The sequence below is a fragment of the Psychrobacter sp. ER1 genome (assembly GCF_048631835.1).
Classification (GTDB): Bacteria; Pseudomonadota; Gammaproteobacteria; order Pseudomonadales; family Moraxellaceae; genus Psychrobacter.
On sequence record NZ_CP184640.1, the window covers coordinates 1,324,828 to 1,341,047 of the forward strand.

A 16,220-nucleotide genomic window follows, 5' to 3' on the forward strand; every position below is an offset into this window, starting at 1 on the left:
TAATCGCCTAGCTAAATATATAAATAACCATATCATCTAAGGATTGATTATGTCTGACCAAGCCACGCACACTGCAGCCACAGGGACTGCAAAGATTACACCAAAAAGTGCCGCTTTTGACTTCCGTAAATACCGTCCATTTGCATTTGCGCCATCGCTGCCAGATCGTACTTGGCCAAGCAAGACGATTGAGAAGTCACCGATATGGGCAAGTGTGGATCTGCGTGATGGTAACCAAGCACTGATTGATCCGATGACCATTGAACAAAAAATGCGCTTCTTTAAGACTTTAGTAGATGTTGGTTTTAAAGAGATTGAGATTGGTTTTCCATCAGCGGCGCAGGTAGAATTTGACTTTGCTCGTAAGCTTATCGAAGAAAACCACGTACCTGAAGATGTAACGCTACAAGTATTGGTACAAGCGCGCGAGCATTTGATTGCCCGTACTTTTGAATCATTAAAAGGTGCGAAACGTGCGGTTGTCCATGTCTATAACTCAACCAGCCGTGTACAACGCGAAAAAGTCTATGGCAAAGATAAAGCCGAAATCAAAGAAATTGCTATTGCAGGCGCCAAGCTATTACAAGAATATGCAGCAAAATACCCTGAGACAGATTGGGTATTTCAGTACTCGCCAGAGAGCTTTAGCCAGACAGAAACTGAATATGCTGTAGAGGTTTGCGATGCAGTGTGTGATGTGTGGCAACCACAGCAAGGTCAGGAAGTTATTTTTAACTTGCCAGCGACGGTCGAGGCTTCTATGCCCAATGTCTTTGCTGATCAAGTAGAGTACTTCTGCCGCAATCTAGCGCAGCGTGAGCATGTGATTGTGAGCTTGCATACTCATAATGACCGTGGCTGTGCGGTAGCAGCAGCTGAATTGGGCGTACTTGCAGGTGCGGATCGTATCGAAGGCACATTGCTTGGTAATGGTGAGCGTACAGGTAACATGGACATCATGGTCATGGCCATGAACTTGTTTAGCCAAGGTATTGATCCTGAGCTTGATTTTAGCAACATGAGTGAAATCGTACAGGTTGTGAGCGAATGCAATAATTTACCATTGCACCCACGTCATCCTTATGTAGGCGAGTTGGTCTTTACGGCCTTTAGTGGCTCACATCAAGATGCTATCAAAAAATCTCTCGATTACAATGAAAGCAATCAGAGCGAAACGGATAACGTCTGGGACGTGGCTTATCTACCCATCGATCCTGCGCATATTGGCCGTAGCTACCAAGATGTAGTACGTATCAATAGCCAGTCAGGCAAAGGCGGCGTCGCATATATCTTGCAGCGTAACTATGGCTTTAACTTGCCACGTTGGATGCAGATTGACTTTAGCCGTGTGGTACAAAAGCAAGCTGAAGCAGCAGCACGAGAATTGCAGAATGATGAAATCCTGCAGACCTTTGAGGATACTTACTTGCAGCAGGGCAAGTTTGAACTACTAGATTATAGCGTCAACAATAAAGGCGGCGCGGTTTACTTTAGTGGTCAAGTACAAATGAATAGCGATACCATCGATATTGATGGCACGGGTAACGGCCCATTGTCATCGTTTATTGATGGACTTGCGCAGCATACGGGCAAATCCTTGCATATTATTAACTATGCAGAGCATGCGATTAACCCGCATCATAACAGCGGAAATGGTATCGATGATGATACCAATAGTGATAACAAAACCAATGCCAATGCCGCCGCTTATATACAGCTTAATGTAGATGGCGAGGTATACTCTGGCATCGGTACTTGTAGCAGTACGGTATCAGCCATGTTAAAAGGGGCGTTATCAGCCTTTGCTCAAGCGCTAAATACAGAAGCTGCTTAATATTAAGTAGTCATTAATATCACGCAAAATTCTGTATGCTAATAACGCCATCGCTCCTTGTCTCTAGCAAGTAAAGCGATGGCGTTATTTTTTGCTATAAATACCTATGACATTCCGACTATAGGTTTATGAGCAATAGCATAATGTTACTTGTGTTTTTAGTGTCTAAGACTTACGCTAATGTATATATTAAAATATTATAAATAAAAGGTTAATTATGGAACCTATCTCATTTGCTTCATTCACGCTAGCATCTATTTTGGCTTCGTTGCCCGCGAACGGTGAGGCTACCAAGCCGACCATTACCACTCATATTAGTCCAGCCATTGCCGGACAGTGGGAAATAGACTTGGACAGCAGCGTTCATTCTACTCACGCCATGATGACCAAGGAAGCGGAAGCTAATCAGTCGGCAAATACTGCGCAACAGCCTAGCAGTGTAGAACCCAAGGTGATAACAGGCATGGACGGCGGCGTACTGACTCAAAGTGAAGAGCGGGTTCTAAACATTCAACCAGCTACTAGTAAGAACTTACTTGCGTCAGTTGATAAGTCTGACCAGTGCCGTGAGCTATATAACTTTGGTGCGGATAATGAGATGTGGTCTGTTAGTGGTAAAGAGTGGACATACGGCCGCTATCTGGTCACTCACCGTGAAGAAGGGCTGCCAGTTATTGCGATCAAGACCGTTTATGACAATAATGAAGTGGATTGCTCAGGCAATCAGATCGACCAGACTGATGAAGCGTTGATTGCATTTATCAATCATGATGGTAATCAGATGCAATGGTGCGCTGATCCTGATGGTAACGAATGCTTTATGAACTTCAATAGAGTGTTGCCATAATTAGAGATGCTCGTTGCACTTTATGTATGATTGATAGCATATTGATGACATAAAAAAACCGCTATATTAATAGCGGTTTTTTTATGTCTGTTTTAATCAAAGTCGCGACTAAATTTAATAAACTTAGCGAACTCTACAAGTATTTTAGCCTACGAGTCTTTTTTGGCTTTATTCGCAGTCAGCAGCTCTCTTTCGAGATAGTGAATATTTTGCGCTTCACGAGTAAAGTTATCATCCGCCAAAATCACATCACGATGCAAAGGTATATTGGTTTTGATACCTTCGATAATCAGCTCATCAAGGGCATGTACTGTCTTAGCAATAGCTTGCTGACGAGTTTGACCATGACAGATAAGCTTACCAATCAACGAATCATAATAGGTTGGTATCTCATAGCCAGGGTATAGATGAGAGTCAAAACGGATACCAGAACCACTTGGCGTGAACAGTTGGCTGATAGTGCCTGGGCAAGGTACAAAAGTTGCTGCATCTTCGGCATTGATACGACATTCGATCGCATGACCTTGGATCTCAATCTCGCTTTGACGATAAGATAGGCCGTAACCGGCAGCAATTTTGAGCTGCTCGACAACAACATCAATACCAGTAATCATCTCAGTCACTGGATGCTCAACCTGTACACGAGTGTTCATTTCAATAAAGAAAAACTCGTTATTTTCAAACAAAAATTCAAACGTACCAGCACCGCGATACTTAACAAGCTCACACGCTTTTACGCAAGCTTTTAAGATTGGCTCACGTACATCATCTGGGATATCTGGGGCAGGTGCTTCTTCTAGGACTTTTTGATGGCGACGCTGTAATGAGCAATCACGATCATATAGATGGATAGCATTACCATTACCATCACCTAGCACCTGTACTTCTACGTGACGCGGGTTTTGTAGATAGCGCTCCATATAGACAGTGTCATCACCGAACCATAGCTCAGCTTCTTGTTTGGCGGCTTGTACCTGACCAATTAGTTCGTCAAAGCGTTCAACCACACGCATACCGCGTCCACCGCCGCCAGAGGCCGCTTTAATCAATAGTGGAAAGCCGATATTGCGTGCTTGCTCTTCAGCATTATGCAGGGTCACAGCGCCAACTGAACCAGGTACAGTTGGTACGCCAGCTTTTTCATAGCGTTGATGGCAGAAACTTTGTTGCCCATAAGGCGAATATGATCAGCATTAGGACCAACGAAGGTCAATCCTGCTTCTTCTACTTGTTCAGCAAATTCAGCATTCTCAGACAAAAAGCCATAACCAGGATGGATAGCATCTGCACCAGTGATTTCAGCAGCAGTTAAGATGGTATTGATATCAAGGTAGCTTTGGTTAGCATTAGGCTTGCCAATACAAATTGCCTCATCAACAAAGCGCAAGTGCATCAAGTTGGCATCCGCAGTAGAGTAGACACCTACCGTTTCGATACCTAGCGCTTTACAGGCGCGGACGATGCGCAGGGCAATTTCACCTCTGTTGGCAATGAGCAATTTTTTTATCATGGGTTCATCCTTGTCGAAGCGTCAGTCATTGACTGAGTTTCGATACATAGCATCATGTTATTTAGCAGTGACGCGGTATATATACCAAAAGTCAGCCATAATGAAATAAAGTATGGCAAATATCGTTACGCTTTATAGCGTATGACAGGTTGACCGAACTGTACGACTTCAGAGTTATCTACCAAGATTTCGTCAACAATACCACTTTGAGTCGCTTCAAGCGGGTTCATGATTTTCATAGCTTCGATGATACCTAAGGTATCACCTGCCTGAACCTTTTGACCGACTTTTACAAATGGTGGGTCATTAGGACTTGGTGCTGAATAGAAAACACCAACCATTGGTGAAGATTCAACGCTACCCGCTTTTTCTGCAGGTTTGCCTTCGACAGCGGCAGCAGGAGCAGCGCTCGCAGCTGGGGCGGCCATCATAGTTGGCGCAGGCGCGTCATAGTGACGAGTTAAGCTAATATGCTCGTCGTCAGAACTGATTTCTAAATTAACCAGTTCACTTTCTTCCATAAGGGCGATGAGGGTGCGTATTTTTTCAATATCCATAGTTTTTATCTGGCCTTGTACTAAATTCGAGAAATAGTGTAACTAAATATTGTCTAATTAATTGCTAATGATACCTAGATTCAGGGCAATGAGCAATCAATGTACAGTTGTTAACTGAGAATTTTTACATATTTTGACGTAAGCCATCTTTTTAGTAAGAAAATCTCCACGATTTTTCATAGTCTGTATGATCAAATGACGCTAACAATGACTATAAAATTCAATCAATAAGCAATTGGCTTAACCCCATAGCATAGTTAAGCGTTTTTGCTGATAGCGTAGACGCAAAGTAAGTAAAATAGATGATAAGAACAAACCTGTAATCAACGCCATCCAAAACCCTTGTGCACCAACGTCAGTGAAACGCACTAGATAGACGCCAAGTGGTAGGGCAACTAACCAATAGCAAAAGAGCGTTACCCACATCGGTATGGTGGTGTCTTGCATACCGCGCAATATACCAGCGACGTTAACCTGCCAGCCATCAAATAACTGATAGGCGAGTGCAAAGATAAGCAAATGCATAGACTGGGCTCTAACTTCTGGATTATCAGTGAATGCTGCTGCCAGTTCTGGTCTGAATAGCCATATCCCAACCATACAGGTTAAAGCGATCAATACGGTCCATACCAGTCCAGTAGCTTGCACTTGGCGCAGTGCCAATAGGTTTTTTGGCCAAATCGATTGGAGACCATGATAGTGAGCGCCATGGCGACCGATATCGGTATCATAAATAGCTGTGAGGTCACTGACAGCGCCACTTGATGCGATGCTGTTGCTAGCTCACCCAATGGACTGATAACGAGTGCGCCTAAGCTAAATAAACTGGCTTCAAAGAAGATAGAGATACCAATAGGGATACCAAGTTTTAACAGCTTTTTGATCTGTGTACGATTAGGGCTAGAGAAGCCATAAAAGAATCGCGTGCTCACAAATTCGCGACGTTTCGTGAAGCTAGTATAGGCTGCAAGCAATAGGACATTTATCCATAACACCAATGCTGTTGCCACCCCGCAACCTGCACCGCCCATTTCCGGCATGCCAAATAACCCATGAATAAAAATATAGTTCAAAGGGATATCTGCGAGCAGGCCAATGATACTAATGACAGTTACAGGCTCAGGACGACCCAATGCCTCACAATAACTGCGCAGGACGGCATATACAGCGAGCGCTGGGAAACCAAATGAGACACCATGTAAATACTGCGTCGCTATCGGCTGAATGTTTTCTGGGACACCCATAATGCCAAGAACATTGGGAGCCAAATTGACAATGATAAAACCGATAATGCCAATGACACCTGCGGTCCATAAGGACTGCTGCGTGATATGCGGTACTTGGCCATGCTGGTCTTGACCAATGGCTTCACCAATTAGAGGCGTGGTTGCGATAAGCACACCTGTGGCCAATAGAAATAGTGGTAGCCAAATGCCAGACCCAACGGCTACTGCAGCCAAATCAAGCGCCGAAACTTGACCTGCCATGATGGCATCGACCACGCCAAGTGCGGCTTGGCAAAACTGAGTGATTAAAATAGGGAGGGCGAGTATGCCTAGACGTAAGCTGTAGCTTTTAAAATCTTTGAAAGACAATGGAAAAACCATGGTAAGCAACTTTTTATTCTTTGCGGTAATTGTTATTAAGGTTATTATTAATAAACAAACACTGCTATCAATCGATTAAGGTTGACGCAGCAAGGAGAGCGTAGTGCCGACGATAATACTCCGATAAATAATATGAGCAAGCTTATAATGTTGCATAAGTAGATAGACAGAGTATGAAAATAAAAGTAAAGACACTAAAATAAAAATAACCCGTCGATCCAAGTAGTGGATTGACAGGTCATATACATAGTAAGATGGTAAAGAAGCCACACTATGATGTCAACGCTTTAGCGCCGCTATACAGGTATTAATCTTAGGTTTTTTGTACTCTATTTTATAGTTGATGGACAACAGCTAATAGCCAATTTAATAAGTTTGCTCCGGTAACAACTCAAGTGTCTCTGCCATATTCATAATCGCCCGCCAATGTTTGGGCTCTAATGGAATCACTGTTAATTGCTGACAGCCTTTCCTTAGTAATAACGAATCTTCCAAAGCTGGCAAAAATTTTAGCTCTGATAGTGGCAATATCTCTGTAAAAGCTTGTTCAAAAGTAAGATCGACCATATACCAGCGAGGTTCCTCTTCAGTCGCAATAGGATCATAATGACGGTGTTCAGGGTGAAACTGAGTAGGATCAGGATACCCTGCTGTAGTAACTGTCATAGTACCAGCGACTCCAGACGGCTTGGCGCTAGAGTGATAAAAGAACACTTTGTCACCAACTTTCATATCATCACGCATAAAATTACGTGCACGATAGTTGCGAACGCCGTCCCAACCGTCGGTGCCCAGGCGCTGCAAATCTTCGATACCAAAAAATTTAGGGTTAGATTTCATTAACCAATACGCCATATACCTATCCTTCGATTTTTTATTTATTTTTCAATTTGTTCTTAAAATTATCAGAGTTAGTTTCTCTTAACTCATTCTCAAACCCGTTTTTAATAGTTTCTGTTCTTAGTAGAAGCTGTTTTTAACATATTCTCTATATATTGCCCATAAGTTGCCATGGTGAATAGGGCGTTTATACGTGTTTTTGTTAATAGTTTTATGATAGATAGGCTTTTCTTTATCTCATCTAGTCGCTATCCTAGCGTTACTTTTGATATCGATCATTATTGCTCACTACAAAATAAGTTTATTTATGCCCAAAGTGAATACAGACAGTATGCCAAATGACCTGAATACGTTAAGTCTTACTGAACCAACGACGGATACTATCGAGGTCAATGTGACAGACATTCCATTGTCTCTTTACATTCACATCCCGTGGTGTGTGAAAAAGTGTCCTTATTGCGATTTTAATTCGCATGAGCTACCGATGGACAGTGAGCTATCCATGTATGAAGAATACGTCGATGCGTTACTGCTAGACGCCGCAATGCAGCAGCCTTTAACTCAGGGCCGAAAAATTGGTTCGATATTTATTGGTGGTGGTACGCCATCTTTGCTACCCATTGCTCAGTATCAGCGACTGTTTACTGGTTTACGGTCATGTTTTGAATTTGCAGAAGACATCGAAGTCACGATGGAGGCGAACCCTGGCACGCTTGAGTATGCACCATTTTCTCAGTATTTAGAGGTCGGTATCAATCGTCTGTCTATCGGCGTACAGAGCTTTGCCGCCGATAAGCTAAAGGTACTGGGGCGTATCCACGATCCTGTGCAAGCGTTATCAGCAATTCGAGCTGCCAAAGCGGCTGGATTTGTACGGGTTAATGTCGACCTGATGCACGGTCTACCGCAGCAAACCATGAATGAAGCGCTAGAAGATATCCAAATGGCGCATGATGCTGGCGCAACGCATATCTCTTGGTATCAACTGACTATTGAACCAAATACCGTGTTTTACCGTAGCCAGCCTATTTTACCCGATGAAGACAATTTGGCAGATATCGAACAAGCAGGGCAATCGTTATTGCAGCAATTAGGCTATAGTAATTATGAGGTGTCGGCATGGACAGGTGCGTCAGATAAACCATGTCGTCATAATATCAACTATTGGCAGTTTGGCGACTATTTAGCAATCGGCGCTGGGGCACATGGTAAAGTAACGATTGGTCGTAACGATAGCAATGGTAGTAACTCGTCAGACGTAAAAGATAAAATGGAAGATGACTTTTTAATAGCGTCAGGTATCTATCGCTTTAGCAAATCACGTTTGCCAAAAGATTATGTAGTAATAAATCCAGATGCCACAGAGAAATCTGACATACGCCAAATCACACCAAAGATGGTTGGCTGGCAAGCGATTGATCAAGAGGAGTTAGTGAGTGAATTTATGCTAAACGCGCTGCGCTTACATGGCGGCGTCGCTTGGTCACTGTTTGAAGAGAGAACTGGATTAACCATTGATAGTATTGCTGAACAAGTAAACAGTCTGGTCAAACAAGGGTTGTTGGTAGATAGTGATACGCAGTTGCAACCGACGGTATTAGGTCAGCGTTATCTCAATCAGATATTACGCGCGTTTTTATAAAATCGTGCTTGAGTAATTGTTTAACAGCAGCGAAGTAAGAACACAAAAAAGGCTTATCAAATGAATGATAAGCCTTTTTAAAAATCTAAAAAAGCAGACCTTAGATTTTATCTTGTACGTCTTGTGCGCCGCCAGTTACAGCATTTCCGGCGCTTGATACGTCTTGGCCAAGGCCTTTGAACGTGTTGCAACCAGTTAGAACGAACATAGCAGTTAAAGATGCGATGATTACTTTTTCATAATAGTATCCTCAAAGATAAATGAATGGTTATAAATAACAACAGTGACGCTAAGCATCGTGCTCAAGCTTCACTGAAGGGGTATTGGATGAGACAGTCATACATAAATGCTATCGCGTTATCCATTACAGACATCATAGTGAAAGTTAAAAACGCTGCACAGTATCAAAATGTAATTATTGGCAGTAAACTGTAACTTTCGATTACCTACCGCTCATAAATTTAAATAATAGAGCGCTGAATATTTGTGGAGTAAGAATGACCATCCATATCGTGCTAGTAGCACCAAAAATGCCAAGTAACACTGGCAATATTATTCGACTGTGTGCCAATAGCGGGGCACAGCTACATTTGGTCAGACCGTTAGGGTTTGAGCTTGATGATAAAAAGCTACGCCGTGCAGGTCTCGATTATCATGAATATGCTCATTTGCAAGTGCATGATGATTGGACGGCTGCGAGACAAGCTCTAAAAACTGCTGATTGCAATGTCGTTACCGCATTGACAACCAAACTGAGCAAACCGTTTTATGATTATGACTTTGGTAAAAACTCAGAATCTGAAGCATCTGATAATGCTGCTATGCCCAATATCGCGCTAGTATTTGGTTCTGAGACAGCAGGTCTGGCAGATGATATACGTGAAGATATCGGTGCGGATAACTGGTTAAGACTACCCATGCTAGCTGACTCACGCAGTTTGAACTTATCAAATAGCGTAGCCATTTGTTTGTACGAAATATGGCGACAGCAAGGATTTACAGGCGATGAGGGTCGTAGTATTGGGTATGAGACATTAACAGTCTATGACCCAAAATAGCGATTTGTTTAAACAATAGCTATAGACTTATTTTGCGTACTTAATGAGCAGTTATACACTGCTCAAAGCATATGATGAGTTTCTAGTGCGACATCGAGCATATCTTATCGTTTATAAAGCACTTATAAAGTACTTATAAACAATTTGGTGGTTTGGGTAATCCTGCCAAGCGATTGACATGACGCGCGACTAAACCTGTATTAAACAATTGCTGTAGCTTTTGATTGCTAATATCGAGTTCTGGCAAAGTCTTTTGTAGCCATTTGATTAATGGACGGGTTGCTGGCGCGTGATTGAATTTGTCAAAAAACGCGCGCACTTGTTGCAAAATTTCTAAATGCTCATCGCTTAGATCAACCTCTAGTGTGTCTGCCAATTGCTGCGCGATAACAGGTGTCCAAATCGTATGGTCACACAGATGACCGTCTTGATCTAATTCGATATTAGCCGCTGATAATGCAGCGTTGTGAGTGGTCATGTCATTACTCATAGGGCAATTGTCACCACTTTATCAAACTGACTGCTCTGAGTCAGTTCGACCCATTCTGCGTCGGTTAAAACAGCAGTCAACTTAGTCTCTAAATTAAGTTTGCCAGTTGTATTTGTTGTGAGCTGGGCTATGTCATCTGCCAATGCGTAAATACCAGCAATATCCTCGATATCGCTATCATTTAAATAAGCATTGAGCCAGTCGATAAAAGCAGGAGTGCTGCCAAGTAGAAGGATACTATCACCTGTGCGCCAAGTGCGAGACATCTCTTCGGTGCTGCGTCTAAGGGTAGCCATCGTGCTATGCAATTGATATAAAGTTGCCATAAAGGTGTCCGATTACGTGCTTTATTATTTTATAAATCTAAGTTATACAGCGTCTTAAAAGGTAAGTATCTGCTCAAAGTCTTGCGAGTTAATGACCTCTGGCACGAGTGTGAGCTGTGATGCCAGATCTGTCGGCAACATACCAGTGACCCAGCCACTAAAGACGTCGTCAGGTAGCCAAGCTGCAGGCATATCGTAAAGCTCAAGTGACTGAATCATGCCATGCAGTCGCGAGTCAGATTGCATCAACAAGCCAAAGACTGGCGCATCTAAGAACAATTGCACCTCATGACCAAATGTCGCTAGAGTTAGCGCAAGCGCACAACCTTCGTAGCTTGCTGCTTCAGTGGGCGTGTGCAGCTGAATTAATAATCTCATTATGTATTCCTAAAAATATTTACCGCTACCAGTGATGTTAATAGACAAACTATCAAACGACATGCTATCAAAACTGTATCAAACGACTGTCATCTTGCATCATCATCGCAAGTTCACTGAGTCCCACTAAGGTAAACCCTGTTGCAAGATTGGCACCGTCAAGCTGATGGCGTGAGCTGTTGTCTACATCACTCACGCCGCGGCTAAGGGCTGTACTGACACAGACAGGTAGGAGTAATTGATACTGCTCAGCCAATGACTGCCATTCTTTGGTCAAGTCTAATTGATCGGCTGACTGCCAACGCAATCGATTGGCTATGTGAGCCGAGTCGCCATAAAAGAAGACATTGAGCAGGGGTTGTTCAGAGGTAGCATTATCGCTTCTGCCTGTACCTGTACTATTAGTGTCATTGTGATCAATATCATGACTATTCGCTGCGCCCTTCAGGTAAGCGCGTGCATAGCGTAACGCCAAGTGTGCCAATGGGTGACTAGGGTCAGCAGTAATCAGTAGTAACGGGGAGTGGTCGTCATAAGGCGCAGTATCACATATTATAAATAAGAGTTTAGAAATTATGGCCGAGTTGCTATAAATGCTTTGTATAAAGTCATTTGGTCGTTATTATTATAGTGCTTGTGTGCAAATTTGCGTGACAGAAAACAGACTTTATACTGATAATGAGACATGCAGCGGATCATACTGTCACATCAAATATCGTTATGTCATAAAAAGAGCGGCGCGTCGTCTCTATCAAAGTTGTTTATGCTAACATAAAGCGCCGCAAACCAAGTAGAGTCACTGTTATTTAACGTGGTTTTATCTCAAGTGTAGGCACATTGAGTATTATTATTTGATGCTGTGACTGCCTCGTAAGAAAAAACAATAAACTTATGAGCTAGGTTCACGTAGTCTTACCATTCTATGTAAGGAGTTTTTGTCACTATGTTACCTGCTATGCCCTCACGTGTGAACAATGGTACAGATTATCAGCCTACCGTAGAACAACTGCAAGTCCTGCAGACAGCGAGCGAATTTGCTTATCAGATTTGGGAGAGTCGGACCGTCTCATGTCAGACGTTTTTGCGTAGCTATCCATTGAATAGTACGCTGACCCGTCAGCAAATCGATGATCTGATACAAGATTATACGCTAGATGAGAACTATCAACTTGCTGATGAAATCAAGGTCATGAGTGGTCTGCGTCACTTGCGCACGCTACTAATGATGCGCTGGATTTGGCAAGACGCCTTGCAAGCGATCAGTCTAGAGCAGCTGACCGATGAGTTGTCTGAATTTGCAGATGGTTGTATCTCTTTTGCTAAGGATTATACCTATCAGCACTTGGTTGCTAAATATGGCGAGCCGACCTTTATCAATGAACAAGGCAATATACAAATCGATGATATGGCAATCATGGCCATGGGTAAACTTGGTGCGCAAGAGCTGAATTTATCAAGTGATATTGACCTAATATTTGTGCATCAAGCACGCGGCGAGACCAATGGCAATAAGGCAAAAGGCACACGTAGCATAGACAACAAACGCTTTATGACCAGATTGGGTCAAGGCATTATTAAACTGCTTGATAACAAGACCGCTGACGGTTTTGTCTTTCGAGTAGATATGCGCTTACGTCCATGGGGTGATGGAAGTGATTTGGCCATTCATCTGTCTGCATTACAAAAATATTTTACGATGCATGGGCGTGCATGGGAGCGTTTTGCTTGGTTAAAAGCGCGCGTAGTCGGACAAATAGACCAGCCATTTTATGAAGAGATACAAGCGCTGATTAAGCCATTTGTGTTTCGTTATTACGTGGACTACAGTGCGTTTTCAGCATTGAGAGAGATGAAGTCTCTTATCCAAAACCAAGTTGCACAGCGTGAAGATCTGGATAATATCAAGCTTGGTGCGGGCGGTATTAGAGATATCGAGTTTATCGTACAGGCTTTTCAGCTTATCTATGGTGGCCGGCATCCACAGTTGCAAATCAAACCTTGCTTGAAAGCGATGCAAGTATTGTGTGAGCTTGGCTATCTGGAGCACTCAACTTATGAGCAGCTACAGGCAGCGTATCGGTTCTTACGCCGGCTTGAGCATGCTATTCAAGCGATTAATGATCAGCAGACCCAGCGCTTACCACACGATGAGCAATGGCAGCATAATCTAGCAGTGACGCTGAATTTTGAAAACTGGCATGCCTTATTAGATCAGCTTAATCGTCATCGCGAAAGTGTCAATGTGCCGTTTGAGCGTATGGTCACTGAGCGCCAAGTACCTGATAACGAAGACACCGACCTAGAACCAGAGCACTTAGATGAGCAAATTGCCCGTTTAAAAGAAGTGCTGACAGAAGAAAATCGCGAGTTACTACAGAACTTTTGGCAATCAAAAATGGTGGCTAACTTAAGTGATGAGGCCAGAGAGCGTTTAGACGACGCATATCCTGTCATTGTCCATGCGTTGTTAGCGCATCAAGAACAGCAGCAACTTGCCAATACTGCTTTACCAAGATTGATCTCACTGCTTGAAGCGATTTGCCGCCGTTCTATCTACTTGGTCATGATTGCTGAAAACCCCAATGCAACGATTGAGCTGATTCCAATGCTATCTGCCAGCCCGTGGATCGCAAAAGAGTTGGCCCAGTATCCTGTATTATTGGATACTTTTTTGCAGCAGCGTTATCGTCATCTGCCAGATAAGCGTGAGCTGCGTGATATCTTGCGCCAACAGTTGCTACGCGTCGAGCCAAACGATGAAGAAGAGCTGTTAAGCGTCCTGCGACTGTTCAAAAAGAATCAAGTGTTGGCGGTTGCTGCTAGCGATGTATTGGCGGAACGCCCGATTATGAAAGTGTCGGATTCATTGACTTATATCGCTGAGGTCGTACTAGAAGCAGCATTAGAGCGCGCTTTTGCAGAGATTGTTAACCGTTATGGATATCCTATTGGCCAAGATGGCGACCCAGTCACTGAAGCGGACTGCGGCTTTGCAATTATTGGTTATGGCAAGCTTGGTGGCTTAGAGCTATCGTATTCTTCAGATTTGGACTTGGTATTCTTACACAAGATAAAAGAGCAAGGTATGACCACTGGTGAAAAATCAGTCAGTGGTATGAAGTTTGCCGCGCGTCTTGTACAAAAGCTAATGAATTATCTCAATACTCAAACCCGTGATGGCCGTGCCTATGAGATTGATATGCGTCTGCGGCCTTCAGGAAATGCTGGCATGATGGTGGTGTCTTGTCATGCGTTTGAAACCTATCAAATGGATAAAGCATGGTCATGGGAGCATCAAGCGCTGGTACGTGCTCGCGCGATTTGTGGAGACAAGCGAGTCACTGCACGTTTTTGTGATATTCGCCGCGATGTCTTGTCGTTGCCACGGACACTGGATCAAGTACGTAGTGAAGTCACTAGCATGCGTATCAAAATGCAAAAGCATCTAGGCACGAGCCAATGGCAGCAGGAGGCGGGCAAGTTTCATCTTAAACAAGATGCAGGCGGGATTGTAGACATTGAGTTTTTAGCACAGTTTGCCGTATTGGCTTACTCACATGAATATCCGAGTTTGACGAAATGGAGCGATAATGTGCGAATTTTTGCAGAAGTTGCCTTGCTTGGTATTTGGGATGACCAAGTCTGTCAGGATTTGACCGATGCCTATCTAAGAATACGTGCTGCCACGCATCAATTGGCACTATCAGAGCAGTCTTTGCTCGTTGATGAGTCATTGTGGCAGGAGACGCGAGCGTTAGTACAGTCACAATGGCAGCATCTTATGGGTGTGGAGACAGACGACGAGTAATATCGTAACTTGTATGATTCAGGCCTTGCCGATAGTCCAAGAGACGCTTAAACTGTAAGGCCTTGTGATAATTAAAAAGCGTAATTAAAAACTATAGGGTCTCAAACCAAAAGATTTCATTTGCCAATACGGCCAGTGATATAATCGGTCACACATCATCTTAATACTGTTAGCTGTTCGTCATAATCAAGCTGTGCTTTAAGCAATAAAAATGGGCACTGCGGTGTTATCATACGATGTTGATCACTACTGTTAAATAAAACCTACCTAAAAAAGTTAGACGTCAGTGCTAGCATAAGGATTATAAAATGAATATGGCAACACAAGATGGTAAGCTTTGGATGAATGGCACAATGATCGAACAGCCAGATGCCAAAATCCATGTGCTTACCCATAGCTTGCATTATGGCATGGCAGTATTTGAAGGTGTGCGTGCTTACCAAACTGCTGACAACCGCACGGCGATTTTTCGCCTAAAAGAACACACTGAGCGTTTGCTAGGGTCTGCAAAGATTTTTCAAATGAGTGTGCCTTTTGATGCAGCGGCACTTGAACAAGCACAAAAAGATGTGGTCAAACAAAATAACTTAGCAGAAGCTTATATCCGTCCGCTGATTTGGTTTGGTGCTGAAAAACTGGGTCTGTCATCGCGTGATAATAGTGTTAATGCGATGGTCGCAGCATGGCATTGGGGTGCATACCTAGGTGAAGACGGTATCAAAAATGGTATTCGTGTGAAAACCTCATCATTTACGCATCACATGACCAATGTGACCATGTGCAAAGCAAAAGCATCTAGTAACTATCCTGTGTCTATTATGGCCAATCAAGAAGTCACGCGTAATGGCTATGACGAAGCCATCCTGATGGATCCGCAAGGTTATGTTTGCCAAGGTGCTGGCGAGAACTTATTCTTAGTCAAAGACGGTGTACTGCATACGCCGGACTTAGGTGGCGGCGCGCTAGATGGTATCACCCGTCGTACTATTATTCAGTTTGCTGAAGACTTAGGTATCAAAGTCGTTGAACGCCGTATCACTCGTGATGAGTTCTACTTAGCAGATGAAATCTTTATGACTGGTACGGCAGCTGAGGTCACACCAATTCGTGAATACGATGATCGTACTATCGGCAATGGTGGCCGTGGTCCGTTGACTGAGAAATTGCAAACCTTGTACTTTGACGTAGTACATGGCCGTAATGAGCAGTATATGGATTGGTTAAGTTTTATCGACTGATAATAAAGTTACTTTAAAGACCAAAAAGGCTGAACATAATTGTTCAGTCTTTTTTGTGCTAATATAGCCATCATATTTATTCATA

General features: G+C 43.2%; 13 protein-coding genes and 2 pseudogenes. 6 read left to right on the forward strand and 9 right to left on the reverse strand.

Annotated elements, in window-relative coordinates; genetic code table 11:
• The first annotated feature begins 49 nt into the window (after positions 1–49).
• Complete coding sequence (gene leuA, locus ACOBWA_RS06040; RefSeq protein ID WP_160021915.1) at positions 50–1,834, forward strand: 2-isopropylmalate synthase; 1,785 nt, start codon at positions 50–52, stop codon at positions 1,832–1,834.
• 217 nt (positions 1,835–2,051) lie between these two features.
• Positions 2,052–2,681: a hypothetical protein gene (locus ACOBWA_RS06045; protein WP_420230499.1), complete on the forward strand. Its 630-nt coding sequence runs from the start codon at positions 2,052–2,054 to the stop codon at positions 2,679–2,681.
• Positions 2,682–2,830: 149 nt separating this feature from the next.
• Here ACOBWA_RS06045 and accC read toward each other — a convergent pair.
• The 4 genes and pseudogenes from accC to ACOBWA_RS06065 all read right to left on the reverse strand — a co-directional run bounded on the left by accC (position 2,831) and on the right by ACOBWA_RS06065 (position 7,210).
• Positions 2,831–4,191, reverse strand: a pseudogene (gene accC, locus ACOBWA_RS06050) (acetyl-CoA carboxylase biotin carboxylase subunit).
• Positions 4,192–4,316: 125 nt separating this feature from the next.
• Positions 4,317–4,748: an acetyl-CoA carboxylase biotin carboxyl carrier protein gene (gene accB, locus ACOBWA_RS06055; protein ID WP_102092842.1), complete on the reverse strand. Its 432-nt coding sequence runs from the start codon at positions 4,746–4,748 to the stop codon at positions 4,317–4,319.
• A 240-nt stretch (positions 4,749–4,988) separates the two neighbouring features.
• Positions 4,989–6,355: pseudogene (locus ACOBWA_RS06060) on the reverse strand (MATE family efflux transporter).
• Between the two features lie 366 nt (positions 6,356–6,721).
• A complete protein-coding gene (locus ACOBWA_RS06065; RefSeq protein WP_420230500.1) occupies positions 6,722–7,210 on the reverse strand; it encodes an EVE domain-containing protein in 489 nt (162 codons plus the stop codon).
• Between the two features lie 316 nt (positions 7,211–7,526).
• Here ACOBWA_RS06065 and hemW point away from each other — a divergent pair, with 316 nt between their 5' ends.
• Positions 7,527–8,837 carry a radical SAM family heme chaperone HemW gene (gene hemW, locus ACOBWA_RS06070; protein WP_420230731.1) on the forward strand — a complete coding sequence of 437 codons (1,311 nt, stop codon included), beginning with the start codon at positions 7,527–7,529 and terminating at the stop codon, positions 8,835–8,837.
• Positions 8,838–8,937: 100 nt separating this feature from the next.
• On the opposite strand, the gene ACOBWA_RS06075 is transcribed toward hemW, so the two are convergent.
• Positions 8,938–9,045 (reverse strand): entericidin A/B family lipoprotein, encoded by a 108-nt coding sequence (locus tag ACOBWA_RS06075; RefSeq protein WP_420230501.1) that lies wholly within the window; start codon positions 9,043–9,045, stop codon positions 8,938–8,940.
• A 289-nt stretch (positions 9,046–9,334) separates the two neighbouring features.
• Here ACOBWA_RS06075 and ACOBWA_RS06080 point away from each other — a divergent pair, with 289 nt between their 5' ends.
• Entirely contained in the window at positions 9,335–9,895 is a 561-nt protein-coding gene (locus ACOBWA_RS06080) for a tRNA (cytidine(34)-2'-O)-methyltransferase (protein WP_420230502.1), read from the forward strand.
• 133 nt (positions 9,896–10,028) lie between these two features.
• Here the strand turns inward: ACOBWA_RS06080 and ACOBWA_RS06085 are convergent, their stop codons facing one another.
• The 4 genes from ACOBWA_RS06085 to tusD all read right to left on the reverse strand — a co-directional run bounded on the left by ACOBWA_RS06085 (position 10,029) and on the right by tusD (position 11,564).
• Entirely contained in the window at positions 10,029–10,373 is a 345-nt protein-coding gene (locus ACOBWA_RS06085; RefSeq protein WP_420230503.1) for a TusE/DsrC/DsvC family sulfur relay protein, read from the reverse strand.
• Between the two features lie 8 nt (positions 10,374–10,381).
• Complete coding sequence (locus tag ACOBWA_RS06090) at positions 10,382–10,711, reverse strand: hypothetical protein (protein WP_420230504.1); 330 nt, start codon at positions 10,709–10,711, stop codon at positions 10,382–10,384.
• Positions 10,712–10,765: 54 nt separating this feature from the next.
• Positions 10,766–11,089 (reverse strand): hypothetical protein, encoded by a 324-nt coding sequence (locus ACOBWA_RS06095; protein WP_101204423.1) that lies wholly within the window; start codon positions 11,087–11,089, stop codon positions 10,766–10,768.
• Between the two features lie 67 nt (positions 11,090–11,156).
• Positions 11,157–11,564 carry a sulfurtransferase complex subunit TusD gene (gene tusD, locus ACOBWA_RS06100; protein WP_420230505.1) on the reverse strand — a complete coding sequence of 136 codons (408 nt, stop codon included), beginning with the start codon at positions 11,562–11,564 and terminating at the stop codon, positions 11,157–11,159.
• A gap of 468 nt (positions 11,565–12,032) precedes the next feature.
• On the opposite strand from tusD, the gene glnE reads away from it, so the two are divergent.
• Together glnE and ACOBWA_RS06110 are read left to right on the forward strand one after the other, a co-directional pair.
• A complete protein-coding gene (gene glnE, locus ACOBWA_RS06105; protein ID WP_420230506.1) occupies positions 12,033–14,897 on the forward strand; it encodes a bifunctional [glutamate--ammonia ligase]-adenylyl-L-tyrosine phosphorylase/[glutamate--ammonia-ligase] adenylyltransferase in 2,865 nt (954 codons plus the stop codon).
• Positions 14,898–15,205: 308 nt separating this feature from the next.
• Positions 15,206–16,135, forward strand: coding sequence for a branched-chain amino acid transaminase (locus tag ACOBWA_RS06110; protein ID WP_420230507.1), 930 nt, complete (start codon positions 15,206–15,208; stop codon positions 16,133–16,135).
• Positions 16,136–16,220 lie beyond the last annotated feature (85 nt).

Bases quoted from the DNA above. Each gene is read 5' to 3' on its own strand.
- leuA (WP_160021915.1), top strand. From the start codon at position 50: ATGTCTGACCAAGCCACGCACACTGCAGCCACAGGGACTGCAAAGATT.
- ACOBWA_RS06045 (WP_420230499.1), top strand. From the start codon at position 2,052: ATGGAACCTATCTCATTTGCTTCATTCACGCTAGCATCTATTTTGGCT.
- accB (WP_102092842.1), bottom strand. From the start codon at position 4,748: ATGGATATTGAAAAAATACGCACCCTCATCGCCCTTATGGAAGAAAGT.
- ACOBWA_RS06065 (WP_420230500.1), bottom strand. From the start codon at position 7,210: ATGGCGTATTGGTTAATGAAATCTAACCCTAAATTTTTTGGTATCGAA.
- hemW (WP_420230731.1), top strand. From the start codon at position 7,527: ATGCCAAATGACCTGAATACGTTAAGTCTTACTGAACCAACGACGGAT.
- ACOBWA_RS06075 (WP_420230501.1), bottom strand. From the start codon at position 9,045: ATGTTCGTTCTAACTGGTTGCAACACGTTCAAAGGCCTTGGCCAAGAC.
- ACOBWA_RS06080 (WP_420230502.1), top strand. From the start codon at position 9,335: ATGACCATCCATATCGTGCTAGTAGCACCAAAAATGCCAAGTAACACT.
- ACOBWA_RS06085 (WP_420230503.1), bottom strand. From the start codon at position 10,373: ATGACCACTCACAACGCTGCATTATCAGCGGCTAATATCGAATTAGAT.
- ACOBWA_RS06090 (WP_420230504.1), bottom strand. From the start codon at position 10,711: ATGGCAACTTTATATCAATTGCATAGCACGATGGCTACCCTTAGACGC.
- ACOBWA_RS06095 (WP_101204423.1), bottom strand. From the start codon at position 11,089: ATGAGATTATTAATTCAGCTGCACACGCCCACTGAAGCAGCAAGCTAC.
- glnE (WP_420230506.1), top strand. From the start codon at position 12,033: ATGTTACCTGCTATGCCCTCACGTGTGAACAATGGTACAGATTATCAG.
- ACOBWA_RS06110 (WP_420230507.1), top strand. From the start codon at position 15,206: ATGAATATGGCAACACAAGATGGTAAGCTTTGGATGAATGGCACAATG.